The 15,660-nt window shown below is 51.8% G+C and carries 10 protein-coding genes and 1 riboswitch; of the genes, 7 read left to right on the top strand and 3 right to left on the bottom strand.

Going from position 1 to position 15,660, the window contains the following annotated elements:
- The first annotated feature begins 59 nt into the window (after positions 1–59).
- Positions 60–1,526 carry a complex I 51 kDa subunit family protein gene (locus DFR42_RS20225; RefSeq protein ID WP_110256914.1) on the top strand — a complete coding sequence of 489 codons (1,467 nt, stop codon included), beginning with the start codon at positions 60–62 and terminating at the stop codon, positions 1,524–1,526.
- A complete protein-coding gene (fdhF, locus tag DFR42_RS20220) occupies positions 1,508–4,186 on the top strand; it encodes a formate dehydrogenase subunit alpha (RefSeq protein ID WP_110256841.1) in 2,679 nt (892 codons plus the stop codon). Before DFR42_RS20225 ends, fdhF begins: the two co-directional genes overlap by 19 nt.
- Positions 4,187–4,411: 225 nt before the next feature.
- On the opposite strand, the gene DFR42_RS20215 is transcribed toward fdhF, so the two are convergent.
- Positions 4,412–4,720 carry a putative quinol monooxygenase gene (locus DFR42_RS20215; RefSeq protein WP_110256840.1) on the bottom strand — a complete coding sequence of 103 codons (309 nt, stop codon included), beginning with the start codon at positions 4,718–4,720 and terminating at the stop codon, positions 4,412–4,414.
- 393 nt (positions 4,721–5,113) lie between these two features.
- Between DFR42_RS20215 and DFR42_RS20205 the strand changes: the two genes are divergently transcribed.
- Positions 5,114–6,817, top strand: a complete 1,704-nt coding sequence (locus DFR42_RS20205; RefSeq protein WP_110256838.1) for a serine hydrolase domain-containing protein — start codon at positions 5,114–5,116, stop codon at positions 6,815–6,817.
- Positions 6,818–7,208: 391 nt separating this feature from the next.
- On the opposite strand, the gene DFR42_RS20200 is transcribed toward DFR42_RS20205, so the two are convergent.
- Together DFR42_RS20200 and DFR42_RS20195 are read right to left on the bottom strand one after the other, a co-directional pair.
- Positions 7,209–9,668 carry an ATP-binding protein gene (locus DFR42_RS20200; RefSeq protein ID WP_110256837.1) on the bottom strand — a complete coding sequence of 820 codons (2,460 nt, stop codon included), beginning with the start codon at positions 9,666–9,668 and terminating at the stop codon, positions 7,209–7,211.
- The gene (locus DFR42_RS20195) at positions 9,665–9,898 is read right to left on the bottom strand and encodes a hypothetical protein (protein WP_110256836.1); all 234 of its coding nucleotides are present in this window, start codon (positions 9,896–9,898) and stop codon (positions 9,665–9,667) included. Before DFR42_RS20195 ends, DFR42_RS20200 begins: the two co-directional genes overlap by 4 nt.
- A 379-nt stretch (positions 9,899–10,277) precedes the next feature.
- A riboswitch (cobalamin riboswitch) is annotated at positions 10,278–10,564 on the top strand.
- Between the two features lie 282 nt (positions 10,565–10,846).
- Between DFR42_RS20195 and DFR42_RS20190 the strand changes: the two genes are divergently transcribed.
- The 4 genes from DFR42_RS20190 to DFR42_RS20175 are packed head-to-tail and all read left to right on the top strand — an operon-like array spanning position 10,847 to position 15,501.
- Complete coding sequence (locus DFR42_RS20190; RefSeq protein ID WP_110256835.1) at positions 10,847–12,358, top strand: CoA-acylating methylmalonate-semialdehyde dehydrogenase; 1,512 nt, start codon at positions 10,847–10,849, stop codon at positions 12,356–12,358.
- Between the two features lie 10 nt (positions 12,359–12,368).
- Positions 12,369–13,529, top strand: coding sequence for an acyl-CoA dehydrogenase family protein (locus tag DFR42_RS20185; protein WP_110256913.1), 1,161 nt, complete (start codon positions 12,369–12,371; stop codon positions 13,527–13,529).
- Complete coding sequence (locus DFR42_RS20180) at positions 13,526–14,317, top strand: enoyl-CoA hydratase (RefSeq protein ID WP_110256834.1); 792 nt, start codon at positions 13,526–13,528, stop codon at positions 14,315–14,317. The genes DFR42_RS20185 and DFR42_RS20180 overlap by 4 nt, the downstream gene beginning before the upstream one ends.
- Positions 14,314–15,501, top strand: coding sequence for an enoyl-CoA hydratase/isomerase family protein (locus tag DFR42_RS20175; protein WP_110256833.1), 1,188 nt, complete (start codon positions 14,314–14,316; stop codon positions 15,499–15,501). The genes DFR42_RS20180 and DFR42_RS20175 overlap by 4 nt, the downstream gene beginning before the upstream one ends.
- The last annotated feature ends 159 nt before the right edge of the window (positions 15,502–15,660 follow it).

Genomic DNA, 15,660 nt, shown 5'->3' with positions numbered 1-15,660 from the left:
ATGCCATATTGAAAGCTGGCATAGGCGCTATGCCCGTACAGCGTTTCATATTGGCTTATATGGACCACATCCTTGCACGGCTTGCCAGCGACAGCTTTTATCACTTGTCCCATGCATCCCTGACGGGCAGTCGCTGTCAGGGACTGGCCTGCTTTGCTGCAAGGCAGCTAGATCCTGCGAGCTGGAAACAGGCGTGCCAGAGCAGCCCCACCGTATTTTGCCTGGGCCAGTGTTATCTTGGCCCTGCTCGGCAGGGTGAAGATGCACTACCCCATATCGCCAGCCATGCCCGCACATCAGTCCTGCTCGGCAATGTCGCCAACGCTGCAGTACTTGATCTGGCAGAGTATTGCAAGACAGGCGGCGGACAGGCTTTGCACCAGGTCCTGCGCATGGACAGCGCCGCTGTCATACAGCAGATCAGCGCTTCAGGCTTGCGTGGCCGGGGCGGTGCCGCCTTCCCTACGGGTCTGAAATGGCAATTGCTGGCCGAGCAAAAAGCGGACTGCAAATACCTTGTCGCCAATGCCGATGAAGGCGACCCCGGCAGCTTTAGTGACCGCCTGCTGATGGAGAGAGACCCTTACCGTCTGATAGAAGCAATGCTCATCGCTGGCATTACCGTCGGTGCAAAACAAGCTTACATCTACCTGCGTCGTGAATATGAGCAAACAGCCGTTATCTTGCAGGCGGCAATAACACAGGCGCGAGCGGCAGGCTGGCTAGGGCCGCATGTACTTTGCAGCGCACATGCCTTTGACATCAGCCTCGTCATTGGCAAAGGCAGTTACCTGTGCGGTGAAGAAACCGCCATGCTCAATGCTATCGAAGACAAGCGACCAGAAGCCAGGCTGCGCCCACCGCAAATCACCGAACTGGGTTTATACAGCAAACCCACGCTGGTCAATAATGTCGAAACCCTGTGCGCCATCCCCTGGATCATCACCCATGGCGCTGCCGCCTACGCGGCCCTGGGCACGCCAGAAAGCCCTGGCACCAAGCTCTTGTCACTCAATGCTGTCTTCAGGCGGCCTGGCCTGTATGAAGTCGAATTTGGCATCAGCCTGGGTGACATTGTCGATAAGCTCGGCCTGGGCCTGAAGCAAGGCCAGCTCAAAGGCCTGATGATAGGTGGACCTCTGGCAGGTGTGATACCAGCACAATTGCTTGATACCCCGCTCGCTTATCAAAGCCTGCAGCAAATTGGCGGTGCGGTCGGCCATGGCGGCGTCATCGCTTTTGATGACAGTTGCAGCATTGCCGAACTGGTGGCGCAGGTATTTCGCTTTGGCGCATTTGAATCCTGCGGCAAATGCACGCCCTGCCATCACGGTGCAGCAGAAATCGCCCGCCACTTTGACGACATACTGCAAGGAGGGCATTGGAATGCAGACCGCTGGCAAGCCCTGGTAAGCGCCCTTGCCGATGCCAGCCTGTGCGGCCACGGGCGCGGCCTGGCAGAGTTCGCCCAGTCAATTCAACGCCACTACCATGCGGAGTTGCAGACATGCCTCACATCAGTATAAATGGCCAGGCATGCACATTGGCAGAAGGCAGCAGCCTCTTGCAAGCCTTGCGCGACAATGGCTGCCAGCCACCTCACCCCTGCCATGATGACAGACTCAAGCCCATAGGCGCATGCAGGCTATGCCTGGTGGAAGTCGAGGGGCAAGCCCGCCCTGTCCCCAGTTGCGCCACCGCAGTCACTGAGGGCATGGTCGTACATACAGCTACAGCTCGCCTGCAATCGCTGCTGCATACCAACCTGTCGTTACTGGCGGATGGTTATCCGGCCAAGGCAGTGCATGAACAGGCTGAGCACCCCTTCCATCAATTGCTGGTTAAACATGAGGTGAACGCCGGTAGCAATCACCAATCACCTATTTTCAAGGATGACAGCCACCCTTATCTAGGCATAGACATGGACAGGTGCATACACTGCCAGCGCTGCGTACGCATCTGCGACGAAGTACAGGGGCAATTTGTCTGGAAAGTCTGGGGCAAGGGCGAGCAAACCCATATCGCCCCGGCAGATGGCAAGAGCCTGCTCAGCAGTGGCTGCGTATCATGCGGTGCCTGCGTCGACACCTGCCCGACCGGCGCAATTTTTGACAAGCGCAGCACAGGGCCGGTTGATCAATGGACCAAAACCACCTGCGTCTATTGCGGCGTCGGATGCCAGATGGAAGTCGGCAGCCACGACAATAAAGTCGTCGCCATCAGGCCAACGGATAGCCCGGTCAATCACGGCCATCTGTGCGTCAAGGGCCGCTATGCCTACGACTTTACACACGCCCCGGATCGCATCACCCACCCCATGCTGCGCAGGGGCAGTGACTGGCATGCAGTTTCATGGGAAGAAGCCCTGAGCTTCACCGCCAGCCGCCTGCAAGAACTGCGCAACAAGTACGAAGCAGACAGTCTGGGCGTATTAAGTTCAGCCCGCGCCACCAACGAAGAAAACTATCTCGCGCAGAAATTCGCCCGCGTCGTGCTGGGCACCAACAATGTCGATTGCTGCGCTCGGGTTTGCCATCAGCCGTCTGCCAAAGCCCTGAAGACCATGCTGGGCACAGGTGCAGCGACCAATTCATTTAGTGACATAGAACACACCAGCCTGTTCATGCTGTGTGGTTGCAACCCTACAGAAAACCACCCCATCGTCGGCGCCCGCATCAAACAGGCAGTACGCGCCGGGGCTGGCCTCATCGTCATCGATCCACGGCGTACCGAGCTGGCAGCCTGCGCCGATATACACCTGGCCTTGCGCCCCGGCACCAACGTGCTGCTGTTCAATGCCATGGCCGCCACCCTGCTCGAAGAAGGTTTGCAGGATGACGACTACATCGCCATGCGCGTTGATGGCCTGGCAGGCTTCAGCAGTTTCATCACAGCCTATGCGCCAGAACAGGTCGCCAGCCAGTGCGGTGTCACGTCAGGCGACATACGCCGAGCTGCGCGCATGTATGCCCTAGCCAAACCCGCCATGTGTTTTCATGGTCTTGGTATGACAGAACACCTGCAAGGCACGCAAGGCGTCATGAGCCTGATCAACCTCGCCCTGCTGACAGGCAACCTGGGCAAGCGCGGCAGTGGCATCAACCCCTTGCGCGGGCAAAACAATGTGCAGGGTTCAGCCCAGATGGGTTGTGAACCAGCTTCGCTGACCGGCGCGCAAAACCTGGCCGATGCCAAAGTACGTGCCAGCTTCGAGCAAGCCTGGGGCACAAACTTGCCAACAAGCGCAGGGCTGGATTTGCCTGCCATGCTGGCAGCCGCCAGTTCTGGTAAGTTCAAAGCCATGTGGGTCATGGGATATGACATCGCCATGTCTATGCCCAATGCCAGTCAAACCCTGGCAGCCCTGGCGCAACTTGAACTCGTCATTGTGCAAGACCTCTTCCTTAACGAAACTGCCAAGGCGGTGGGCCACGTCTTCTTCCCTGCTGCCAGTGTTTTTGAAAAAGACGGCAGCTTTATGAACGCCGACCGTCGCGTACAAAGAGTCAGGCAAGTCGTCAACAGCCCTGGTGAGGCTAAACCAGACTGGCAGATCATCACAGAACTGGCCAGGCACATGGGCCATGAGCAGGGCTTCAAATTCGATGCGCCGCAAGCCATTTGGAATGAAATACGCAGCGTCTGGCCTGCTGGTGCAGGCCTCAGTTACCAGCGCCTGCAAAACGAAAGCCTGCAATGGCCCTGCCCCGCAACTCTAGACGACAATCATCCCGGCACCGCCATCCTGCACCAGCAAGGTTTTGGAGCTGGCCCCAAAGCCAGCCTGGCCTGCATAGACTATCAGCCCACGGCAGAAGTCTGTGATGATGACTACCCCCTGCTACTGACAACAGGCCGCGAGCTATATCACTTCAATGCAGGCACCATGACTTACCGCAGCCCCAATGCTGTACTCAAACCCACCGACACCCTCGACATCTCACCAGCCGACGCCCGGCTGCTGGGCCTTGCACAAGGCCAATCTGCCAGGATCAGCAGCCGCTATGGCACAGCCGTCCTGCCTGTCAACATCACAGACAAAATGCAAGTCGGCCAGTTGTTTTGTAGCTTCCACCGCGCAGACCTGAACGTCAATGCGCTGACCTCACCTTACTGCGATAATCTGGTGCATGCGCCGGAATACAAGGTCACTGCGGTGAAGGTTAAAGGGCTGACTGCAGAATAGGTTTTGGTTTTTTTTGAAGGAAATTTCTGCTCTGCGGCAATGCGTCCTAAACTACCGAAAACAGTTGATCGTGATGCTTGATGCACCGCCCCATCCAGTCCAATTTCTTGATTTAGTCTTGCATGTCCAAACCAAATAACACCAAGCGTATACATTTGCGCTGGATAATTAAAGCGACAGATCTGAATGACGTGTTATCAGCTATGTTTTACACACTCGTCAAATTCAAGGATTCTTCACCCACACAGGCGTCATCGCCATCACCTGCGGAGGACCAGACAGCAAAGGTTCAGCATCGGCCAAATATGCAGCATAGCTGGCTGTCTGTAAAAATGCTTGCGAGGCTTCTGCACTACTGTATTGCTGAAAGGCGCAGATAACATCCGGATCGGCATTATCGAAACAGTAGAAATAAGCCAGGTGACCGGGGTTGGCAGTAATCGCCGGGGCCATGTGTTTTTCCCAGACCTGCTGCACTTCATCGCGCTTGCCGGGCTGGGTTTTGTGTTTGATGATGACCGCAAAAGAACTCATAGGGATTCCTGTCATATGTTTGTGTAGATTAATTATGCAGTATGTTCGTAAAATGAATAATCCGGGTGCTGGCAAAGCACACCAGACACGCCCAGTTACAGGTCGCATTGGGTGTACTGCCAACATGATTAATTTTACAACATCAACAGAAAACTTTTTCTCTTAAGCAGATGCATGTCCGACTGCATCCTTACTGACCCACAGCAGATCGACCATTACCAGGAAACAGTGAAACGTCCTATTAATGAGCCCCTCCTCCACCAGGATCAATTAATCATGCATATCTTGCATTCCATGACTGCAATAGTGCATTCTGTCGCTTGGCCGGAGTATTTACCCTGGCAATTCATTATGCTGTAGTTTCTTTCATCAACCACACCACGGAAACCCATCATGCGTGCTTACCGTCAGCCATTACCATCCCGTGCAACTACAAAATCCATCGCATTGCTTGGCCTGATTGCCTTTTCTCTTGTCGGTTCCAGTGTCTATGCGGGGACTACCCTGCCAGCCGTAAAGTCGCTTGCAGGGCAATGTGATGCCATCCTCCAAGGGGTGTCTGATGCCGGGCCAGGTACCGTGGTACTTGCCGCGCGCAAAGGTGAGCTGATTTGTACTTCGGCACGAGGCATGGCTGATATCGAATTAGGCCTGGCATTGAAGCCTGAGCATAAATTCCGGATAGGTTCCATCACCAAGCAGTTCACCGCCGTTGCATTATTAAAATTGGTAGATCAAGGCAAAGCCAGGCTGGATGACCCCTTATCCAAGTACCTGAGTGATTTTCCTGATGGCAGCAAAATCACCTTGCTGCAGTTACTCAATCACACCGCTGGCGTAGGCGAACTCACCAGCACCCCAAAATTTGGAGAGACGACGCAAAGGATAGACACCAACAGCAAAGACCTGGTCAAATCGATCAGCGCCTTACCGGCAGACTTCGCCCCAGGCACTTCATGGAAATACTCCAATTCTGGTTATATCCTCTTGAGTTCCGTGATCGAAAAAATCACCGGTAAAAGCTGGAATCTCGCCCTGGATGAATTAATCTTCAAGCCACTCAATCTCAAGGATACTGGCTGGGAAAACCCCGAGCAAGTCTGGCCTGGCCTGGTACGTGGTTATCAAAAAAATGCCCAGGGAGGCTATGCCCCTGCCAGCCCTATCAGTATGACCGTACCACAAGGTGCAGGTGCGATGATTTCCACCGTCAATGACTTGTGGCGCTGGAACGAAGCCCTGCATGGCGGCCGCCTGTTGTCGGCAGCATCGTATCAGCAAATGACGACGCCACAAGGTACAGCGGTAAAAGGCCGCTATGGTTTCGGCATAGTTAACAATCAGGTGCGCGGTCATTCTGCCTTTTGGCATAACGGCGGCATCAATGGCTTCGTTTCTGGTCTGACGTATATACCAGAAAGCGGCACCACGGTCGTGCAACTGAATAACCTCGAGGGTCCACCCGGCCCTTATCTCATGCAATTGGCAGCGCAGGTCATAGGCGACCCTTTTGTTGTTCTCACGCGCGAAAAATGGACCGAAGAAAGCATGAAGAATGCGCAAGGCATCTACGCCAAAGATGGTGTGACACGTACCATCAAATTCCAGGATGGCAAACTCTATTCCCGACGCCAGGGCGGAAAAGACCTGGCACTCGTGACAGCGACACAAGAGCGACTCGGTTTTGACATAGATCCACTCAACTGGATGGAATTGGTACGCGATGGGCAGAAAAAAATTACCGGACTTAACTTTTACCCGCAAGGCAGTTCAGCAAGTGAGCTCTGGACACGCCAGGGTGACCTGCCAGCAGAAACAACAGCCCCGACACTGAGTGAAGCCCAACTCGCACGACTTGTCGGTTCATACACCAGCCCAGCATTCAGTGTCGATGTCAGGCGCACTGCCAAGGGCGGTCTGGAAGTGCAGGCTAAAGGTCAACCCAGTGCCGAGATTGTGGCTACAGATGTCAATAAATTCAAACTCACCATCGTCGATGCAAGCCTGGAATTTGATGCACAAGGACCGCTCGCAGAAAACGTCATTTTGCGCCAGGGTGGGCAAGAAATAAAAATGCAGCGCGTCAATGGGAAATAGGCTTGGTCTGAAACTACAACAGGTGGTTGAGGGCGGCTATCGCGACTGATGAGGAAGAGTGCCGGAATTGTCGATGTTTCTTGTCTCAACCAAATTAATTTTCAGCGAAGGTACATGTTCGCTTTATTGTGAGTATGTACCGTTGTACTGCATAACTTATGTCTTGCGTCGTGCATATGAACCTTGAATGATCGTGAAATCTTCCCAACACAATTGCAATGCCAGATTTTATTTCAGACGCACACGCCCAGCTAAAAGAGCTTCAAATAAAACTAATACTTTATTGACGTCATTCCAGCATGCATTTAGCTGGAATCCAGCGGTGTTCTTAGCATGAGTTATGCACTATAGCCATATACATTTCTTGCACCGTAAAGATAAAAACATCTTTTCATGCTGCTTTTTTTTGTAGATTGATACTATGATTACCACATCTACATCTCAATGCATCCGCTTCCCCGTGTTCAGGTGATGAATAAAGCACGGAATTGCATTTTTCACAGGAAAATGCATCAACTAATGATTTGTATGTTGCTACAACTGACTCAAAATCATTTTTCTGAAAATTGGCCCATTCATTAAAATGCACTGCCGCATTAATTTGCCATTGCTCTACATTTGAAGCCTGAACTACCTCATTAAATTTTTTTTCAAATTCTGAAATAGCAGTTACATTATCATTTTGTCCCCATGACTGCGCAGCAGACTTTCCTTGTTTAATCAACTTTTTCATTTTTGAAATAGAGTTTGGGAGCAAGTCTCCAAGAGTGAATTGTGCATCTCCCCGAAACTCGACCTGAGCACGAAGTACTTGACATACCTCCTTTGCAAAATACTCCAAGAAATGGCGTAGCAAGGCTGCCGCAGCTCTAACATCGTTACGCTCTAACAAAAGCGAAATTTCTTCCCAAGCATCTCTATCACTCCATTCGGTCGGACCGATGTCTACATTCCATGTTCGAAAATGAGCGTATCGTTTTGGTTCAATTAAACCAACTGTTTTCATATGACGAAGCCAAATTTCATCATGAGTTGTCAGTAAAAATTGCGTGTTAGGAAATTGCTCGAGGAGCATTTTGCTAACTTCACGGCGATGTCCTGAATCTACCGACATCAACACATCGTCAAGCACAGCAAAAGTAAATGAATCTTTTGCTAAGTAATCCATTAGTGCCAAGTAGAGACATAGCCCCATTCCATCTTGATGTCCTTCACTATGATATGCGCCAGGTGGGAAATAACCTCTCCCGTAAAAATCCACATCAAAACCTAATTTACCTATTGATGGTTGAAGTTGTGCTTGAAAAGCGTCTTCATCATCATGATTCACAATTCTGTACAACTTACTGAAGGTGGCTTCTACATTTTTATAAATGGTTTCAAGTGCAGCAGTAGTTACTCTCGCATATGTGTCAAATACAAATTGAGCTTTTGTTCTGCTTTTTTCTGCTTTTTCAAGTTTCGATGACGCAGTACGGTACACCTCTAACTTTTCTTGACTAACAATCAAATAATCGCGAGCTGCATCTTGCTGTGTCGGTTCAGGTAATTTCGAAATAGCTAGTTCAAGTTGTGCAAGATTGATTTCAAGCTGTTTTGATGTCACGTTTTCTAATGACAGAGCATTACAGGTTTCACTTAACGGGAGAAAATTTTTTAACGCAGTTGAACGTTGTAAAATATCCTCAACATACCGATTTATTGGAGCACAATCAATTGGCGGGTTCAGCAAAGGCCCCATGCGCTGCAATGCGGTTGCTGAGCTTTGTATTTCATCCAATATCATTATGATTGGACGAATATCACGTTCGACTTCTTTTTTACTGGCTGATGCAACTTCAAATTTTTGAAGTTTAATAGTAAGTTTTTGTCGCAGCTCTTGAGGGTCCCATTGGACATCACATACCGGGCAAATCTGTTCATCAAAAAAATTTAATGCGCTTTGCAAAAATGATTCTCTAGATGCATTTTTTAAAAATTCCTCATCTTTTGAGAGTGCGCTGACAGTCTTTGAGACAGCGACACACTGCGATAAGAAGACACTGTCTTGTAGTTTTTTGACTTTCTCATTAAATGCATTAAGGTCTATTTCTGCCTGGTTTTTTACAATTTTAGATACAGGAATTTTGTTCTCTGAAGAGATAGTGCCTTCTTTGATTGAGGTGTTAGCATCTAATTTCAAAAGAGGCGGTAAATTCAGGCCGCTTCGCTTTTCATTTGCAGCGACTAAGATCGCATTATCAGAAATTTCAGTTATGCCCATTGAACGCATTAAAGCCGTTTCGGCATCGTTTTTTACTCCTTTCGCAGATTTTTCTTCTCGATCTTTGGCATTTGCTATTTTTTGAAGAAGCGATCGAACTGTTTCGACCTCTTCAAGTTTTAACAACTCTTGCACCTCTTTCGACCGCTTCCCTGGTTCTGCTAAAACATATCGAATCAATTCTCTGCGGGACAACGTGATTTCTGGATGCAATGAAATATATTCCAGAACCGTACGAATTTCTGGAGTGTCGGGCGTTATTTTTGGAGTTTTCGCATCTTTAACACTGCGAACTATAGTAACGTCCGTATTTAAAGAAGGTATATGAACGGTAAGAGAAACTAAAGCTTTGGCAGGCGTATTTCTACTATCTACGTGAGGTCCGTGTTCTTTAACAGATAGCCCACCTGTCCCAGTTCCGGTCAAGCGAGATATGTTTCCTGTTAGGGCAAATTCGAGTGCATCCACTATGCCACTCTTGCCAGTACCGTTTGGTCCACAGATGGCGAAATTTTTCCCCTCAAGATCAAGCGTCAAATTTCGAATTCCTCGAAATTCTGAGATTGAAATACTTTTGGCTCGAATCACAGCGCATTCTCCCCAAAGATTGCTATTTGCAATGCAGTTTCTGTTGATTTTTCAGTGAAAAGCGTTAATTTTAGATTTTTTGCAATTTCGTCATAGCCTTCATGCGTACCAAGTGAGACAAGAAATTCACCAATTATCTGATGCGCTACACTGCCGCTTCCATGCACGATATTGGGAACAGCCTCACCCTTTTCGGGTACATTTTTCGAAAGATCAGATTCTAAATCCATTTTCCCATCCCCTTTTACCAACACAGCATTGGCTCGTGCATACGATAGTAAATACTTCCTATTTTGCTCTCAAAGATACCGGTGGCATTCACATAGTATCTTGTTCTCCCTCATGGAAAATATAAAATTATCTAGCTTTTATAATAATTGTTAAATCGTTGTGAGGCGAACACAACTATTGAAAATCAATCCACTGCAACAAAAGTCAGCCATATTGAAACGTCGAGGCCGATTTTCATTAACTGATACTTCTGCTAGACACGGTATTTACGTTCGCTGCAAATATTTCTTGGCATTAGCAATTAAGCATTATCAAATCCATGCTGTTCACCTTGAATTTTTTTCACCAATTAACGTTTACGTTAACGTCAATTCTTGTGCTATTCTAAAAATAACAGGTGCATAACCCAATCTCTTGGGCTGTGTTAAACGGGAAAGTGGTCGTCCTGGTCGCTGTCACCAGCAGGTGGCAGTAGCTATCAAGACCTAAAAACGTGTTTACGATCGCGCTCGCGCTTAAGATAGTAAATATGTTTCAAGCCCCTGCTGCCTCCGCAACGGTAGGCAAGTGCGGTTACATCATCCACGCCACTGGTCATGCATGACTGGGAAGGCGATGTAACAAGACTTGCAAGCCCGGATACCGGCCTGTTGATCGCTGAGAAAAACATTGCGGAAGGCGGTGTTTGGGATATGGCATGGTGCGCCTGATGGCGGGCGGATGCTTGTCTTCAATACTGTTCTTTCACTGTTTTTCCAAGGTCTGGTCACGTACGGAAGGTGCGTGGCGGGTGTGCGTCCACACGGCGTATGCCCATGGTCAGGATGGTTGCTGCGGCAGGTTTCTGCAGGTGGCGGCTGTCTTGTTTTCAGGCATCAGTGCGGCTGTTGTTGCGGGCGTGGCCCGCCGTCTGTCCGTGCGCAATCAGGAAAGTACAGGAAATCATCATGGCAACTCTTACCCAGGTTCCCAACGTCAAACTGCTCATCAACGGCGAACTGATAGACTCCAAATCCACGCAATGGCGCAATGTGATCAACCCGGCCACGCAACAGGTGCTGGCCCATGTACCGTTTACCACGCCAGATGAAATGCAGGCCGCAGTCGATGCTGCCAAGGCCGCGTTCAAGACCTGGCGCAAGACAGCGATAGGCACACGCGCCCGCATCTTTTTGAAATACCAGCAACTGATACGTGAAAACATGGCCGAGCTGGCCGCATTGCTGACAGCCGAACAGGGCAAGACCCTGGCCGATGCTGAAGGCGATATCTTCCGTGGTCTGGAAGTGGTTGAGCATGCCGCTAATATCGGCAACCTGCAAATGGGCGAAATCGCCAATAACGTGGCCAGCGGTGTCGATACCTATACCCTGAACCAGCCGCTGGGCGTGTGCGCTGGCATTACCCCTTTCAACTTCCCGGCGATGATACCGCTGTGGATGTTTCCTATGGCGATTGCCTGCGGTAACACCTTCATCCTGAAACCATCCGAGCAAGACCCCATGGTCACCATGCGTCTGGCTGAGCTGGCTATGCAGGCCGGTGTGCCACCTGGCGTGCTGAACGTGGTGCATGGCGGTGAAGATATCGTCAATGCGATTTGCGATCACCCTGATATCAAGGCGGTGTCCTTTGTAGGCTCCACCCGCGTAGGCACGCATGTGTATAACCGTGCGACACTGGCGGGCAAACGTGCACAGTGTATGATGGGTGCCAAGAACCATGCCATTGTCCTGCCAGATGCAAATAAAGAACAAACCCTGAACAACCTCGCCGGTGCTGCCTTTGGTGCGGCTGGCCAGCGTTGCATGGCGCTGTCCGTGGTGATACTGGTTGGTGAAGCCAACCAGTGGGTGCCAGACTTGCTGGACCGCGCACGCAGCCTCAAGATCAATGCGGGTGCAGAAGCCAATACCGACATAGGACCGGTCATTTCATGTACTGCCAAAGAACGCGTAGAAAGCCTGATCGCGCAAGGTATTGCTGAAGGTGCGACACTGGTGCTGGATGGCCGCGCACCGCAAGTGCCAGGCTATGAGCATGGCAACTTCGTTGGACCTACCGTGTTCACCGGAGTCAAGCCCGGTATGCGCGTGTATGAAGAAGAAATTTTTGGCCCGGTATTGTGCATCATGCGGGCAGATACCCTGGCTGACGCGATCGCCATCATCAATGCCAACCCTAACGGCAACGGCACGGCACTGTTCACCCAGTCTGGCGCTGCTGCCCGCACCTTTGAAGAAGATATCGACGTTGGCCAGATCGGCATCAACGTGCCTATCCCTGTGCCTGTGCCGCTATTTTCATTTACCGGCTCACGGGCATCCAAACTCGGTGACCTGGGGCCGTATGGTAAACAAGTCATCCAGTTCTACACCCAGACCAAGACCATCACGGCACGCTGGTTTGATGACAGCGTCAGCGCAGGCAAGGTGAATACCACCATCTCTTTAAAATAGGGAGATGGCCATGGACTTCGATCTTAGTGAAGACCAGCGCGCCTACCAGCAATCTGCCCGCAGCTTCGCCGCCCATGAAATGGCGGTGCAAGCCGCGCATTGGGATGCCACTTCCCACTTCCCGCTGGACGTTATCGCCCATGCCGGGGAGCTGGGATTTTGCGGGCTGTATGTGCCAGAAGAGTTGGGCGGGCTGGGTTTGACGCGGCTGGACGCCGCCATCGTGTTTGAAGAGCTGGCCCGCGCCTGCCCTTCTACCACGGCTTACATCACCATACACAATATGGCAAGCTGGATGATCGCCCATTGGGGCACACCAGAAGTGCAGCAGGAATGGGTGCCCAGACTGGCCGCAGGCAAGAAACTGGCTTCGTATTGCCTGACCGAAGCTGGCTCGGGTTCTGACGCAGCATCACTGCGCACCAGCGCCCGCCTCGATGGTGAAAGCTATATCCTCAATGGCAGCAAAGCCTTTATCTCAGGCGCGGGTGCCACCAATATGCTGGTCGTCATGGCGCGCACGGGGGGTGATGGTGCTGGCGGTATCTCTGCCTTTGCGGTTCCGGCAGATTTGCCGGGCATCAGCTATGGCAAGAAAGAAGACAAGATGGGCTGGAACAGCCAGCCCACCCGCACTGTCAATTTTGACCAGGTACGTATACCGCGCAGCCACTTGCTGGGTGAAGAAGGCGAGGGCTTTCGCATTGCCATGCGTGGTCTGGATGGTGGCCGCATCAACATTGCCACCTGCTCCATCGGTGCGGCGCAATCGGCACTCAATAGCGCGCAAGCGTATATGAATGAGCGTATGCAGTTCCAGAAAAAGCTGTCTGATTTTCAGGTGCTGCAATTCAAACTGGCCGACATGCAAACCGAGCTGGTGGCCGCCCGTCAGATGGTGCGTCTCGCTGCCAGCAAGCTAGACAGCAAGGCCGACAATGCCTCAGTGTATTGCGCCATGGCCAAGCGCCTGGCGACCGACACCGGCTTTGCCGTCTGCAATGAAGCCCTGCAAATACACGGCGGTTACGGCTATATACGCGAATACCCGCTGGAGCGTTTCCTGCGCGATGTCAGGGTGCACCAGATACTCGAAGGCACGAATGAAATCATGCGCGTCATCGTTGCCCGCCACATGCTAAACCAACCCGCAAGCGAGGAATTTTTATGAGCAAGTACAGCAACTACACCAACCTGCAATGCGAAATCATAGGCCACACTGCCCTGGTCACCATTGCCAACCCGCCCGCCAATACCTGGACGGCTGCGGGTTTGCAGGCATTGACGCAACTCGTCAATGACCTCAATGCCGATGCAGATATCTACAGCCTCGTCATCACAGGCTCAGGCCAGAAATTCTTTTCAGCAGGCGCAGATTTGAAACTGTTTGCCGATGGCGACAAGGCCGTGGCACTGGACATGGCACGCCGCTTTGGTGAAGCGTTTGAAACCCTGAGCCGCTTCCGTGGTGTTTCCATCGCTGCCATCAATGGCTATGCCATGGGCGGTGGCCTGGAATGTGCGCTGGCTTGCGATTTGCGTATTGCCGAAACCCAGGCGCAAATGGCCTTGCCAGAAGCCGCAGTGGGCTTGCTGCCCTGCGCTGGCGGCACGCAAAATCTTGCCTGGCTGGTCGGCGAAGGCTGGGCCAAGCGCCTGATCTTGTGCGGTGAACGTGTCGATGCTGCCACTGCCCTGCGCATAGGGCTGGTAGAAGAAGTCGTCGCCACCGGCGGCGCACTAGAACACGCACTGGCCCTGGCCAAACAGGTTGGCAAGCAAAGCCCCAGCAGCGTCAAGGCATGCAAGCAACTGATACAGGGCGCACGCCAGCAACCGATGAACACTGTGCTGCCACAAGAACGCGAAGCCTTCCTGGCGCTGTTTGATACCGCCGATCAAAAAGAAGGCGTCACTGCCTTTTTGGAAAAACGCCCACCCGTGTGGAGGAATGCATGAGCGACTCCCCAGTCCTGTTCCACACCCTGCCTGCCGCCAATGGCATGCAACTAGGCGTGGCCACCCTCAATTCAGAAAAAACCCTGAATGCCCTGTCCAAAGAGATGGTGCAATTACTGGGCAGGCAATTGCAAGCCTGGGATGAAGATGAGAGCGTCGCCATGGTGGTCTTGCAGGCCGCTGGCGAAAAAGCATTTTGCGCAGGCGGTGACTTGCAAAACCTGTACGCCAGCATGCGCGAGCATCATGCTTCCGATAAAAAAGATGACTTGCTGGGCAATGCCTACGCCCTGGATTTTTTTGAACAGGAATACCGCCTCGACTATCAAATCCACACCTACCGCAAACCCATATTATGCTGGGGCCATGGCATCGTCATGGGTGGCGGTATAGGCTTGATGGCCGGTGCCAGCCACCGCGTCGTCACAGAAAAATCCCGCCTCGCCATGCCTGAGATTGCGATAGGCCTGTTCCCGGATGTAGGCGGCACCTGGTTTTTGAATCGCATGCCAGGCAAGCTGGGTTTATTCCTGGCCTTGACGGGCGCGAACATCAATGCCAGTGACGCCGTATTTGTGAAACTGGCAGACCTGCAATTGCCGCACGAAAGCAAGGCAGAACTGCTGGCCCGCCTGCAAGCCTGTGAATGGAGCAAGCAGGCGGAAAATAACCACCTGCGCCTGAGCCATATCCTGCATGAGCAGCAACGCAATGCCAACGTGGTCATCAGCGCCGGGCCTTTGCGCCTGCATTTCGATCACATCAATCAACTGTGCAGCGCTGCTGACCTGAGCACCATCATCAGCAATATTTGTCAGCTGGATGCAAGCGTAGTAAACGATGATGCGTGGCTGCAAAAAGCCATCGCCAGCCTGCAAAAAGGCAGCCCTACATCTGCCTGGCTGGCACATGCCTTGCAAGAAAGAGGCAAGCATTTGTCGCTGGCAGAAATCTTCCGCATGGAACTGGTGGCAGCACTCGCCTGCGCGCAGGGCCATGATTTTGCGGAAGGGATACGAGCCTTGATTATTGATAAAGATCAGAAACCGCAATGGTTGCCGGGTAGTTTGGTTGCATTGCAGCCGCAGGATGGCGAGCTATATTTTGCGCGTCTTTGGGCGGCAGAGCAGCATCCTTTAAGAGATTTGGGTGCGAGTGAAAATATCCAAAAGAGAGCTGCGTGAGTATCAAGCCGAGGTCCGTAGGTTGGGCTACGGTTTACCAGCCCAACACTGGGCCTTAAATAAACGAATACGTTGTTGAAACGCCGGGTGTTGGGCTGATAAAACGTAGCCTAGCGAGGCCCGGCCCAACCTACGAGGAACGACCGCCAATCTGAACAA

The sequence above is a fragment of the Undibacterium pigrum genome, from assembly GCF_003201815.1.
In the GTDB taxonomy this organism is placed as follows: domain Bacteria; phylum Pseudomonadota; class Gammaproteobacteria; order Burkholderiales; family Burkholderiaceae_D; genus Undibacterium; species Undibacterium pigrum.
Note: the sequence above shows the minus strand (reverse complement) of the source record. Positions and strands in the feature narration are given on the sequence as shown.

What these genes read in the sequence shown, in the direction of transcription:
- DFR42_RS20225 (WP_110256914.1), top strand. Translation starts at nt 60, where the DNA reads ATGGACCACATCCTTGCACGGCTTGCCAGCGACAGCTTTTATCACTTG.
- fdhF (WP_110256841.1), top strand. Translation starts at nt 1,508, where the DNA reads ATGCCTCACATCAGTATAAATGGCCAGGCATGCACATTGGCAGAAGGC.
- DFR42_RS20215 (WP_110256840.1), bottom strand. Translation starts at nt 4,720, where the DNA reads ATGAGTTCTTTTGCGGTCATCATCAAACACAAAACCCAGCCCGGCAAG.
- DFR42_RS20205 (WP_110256838.1), top strand. Translation starts at nt 5,114, where the DNA reads ATGCGTGCTTACCGTCAGCCATTACCATCCCGTGCAACTACAAAATCC.
- DFR42_RS20195 (WP_110256836.1), bottom strand. Translation starts at nt 9,898, where the DNA reads ATGGATTTAGAATCTGATCTTTCGAAAAATGTACCCGAAAAGGGTGAG.
- DFR42_RS20190 (WP_110256835.1), top strand. Translation starts at nt 10,847, where the DNA reads ATGGCAACTCTTACCCAGGTTCCCAACGTCAAACTGCTCATCAACGGC.
- DFR42_RS20185 (WP_110256913.1), top strand. Translation starts at nt 12,369, where the DNA reads ATGGACTTCGATCTTAGTGAAGACCAGCGCGCCTACCAGCAATCTGCC.
- DFR42_RS20180 (WP_110256834.1), top strand. Translation starts at nt 13,526, where the DNA reads ATGAGCAAGTACAGCAACTACACCAACCTGCAATGCGAAATCATAGGC.
- DFR42_RS20175 (WP_110256833.1), top strand. Translation starts at nt 14,314, where the DNA reads ATGAGCGACTCCCCAGTCCTGTTCCACACCCTGCCTGCCGCCAATGGC.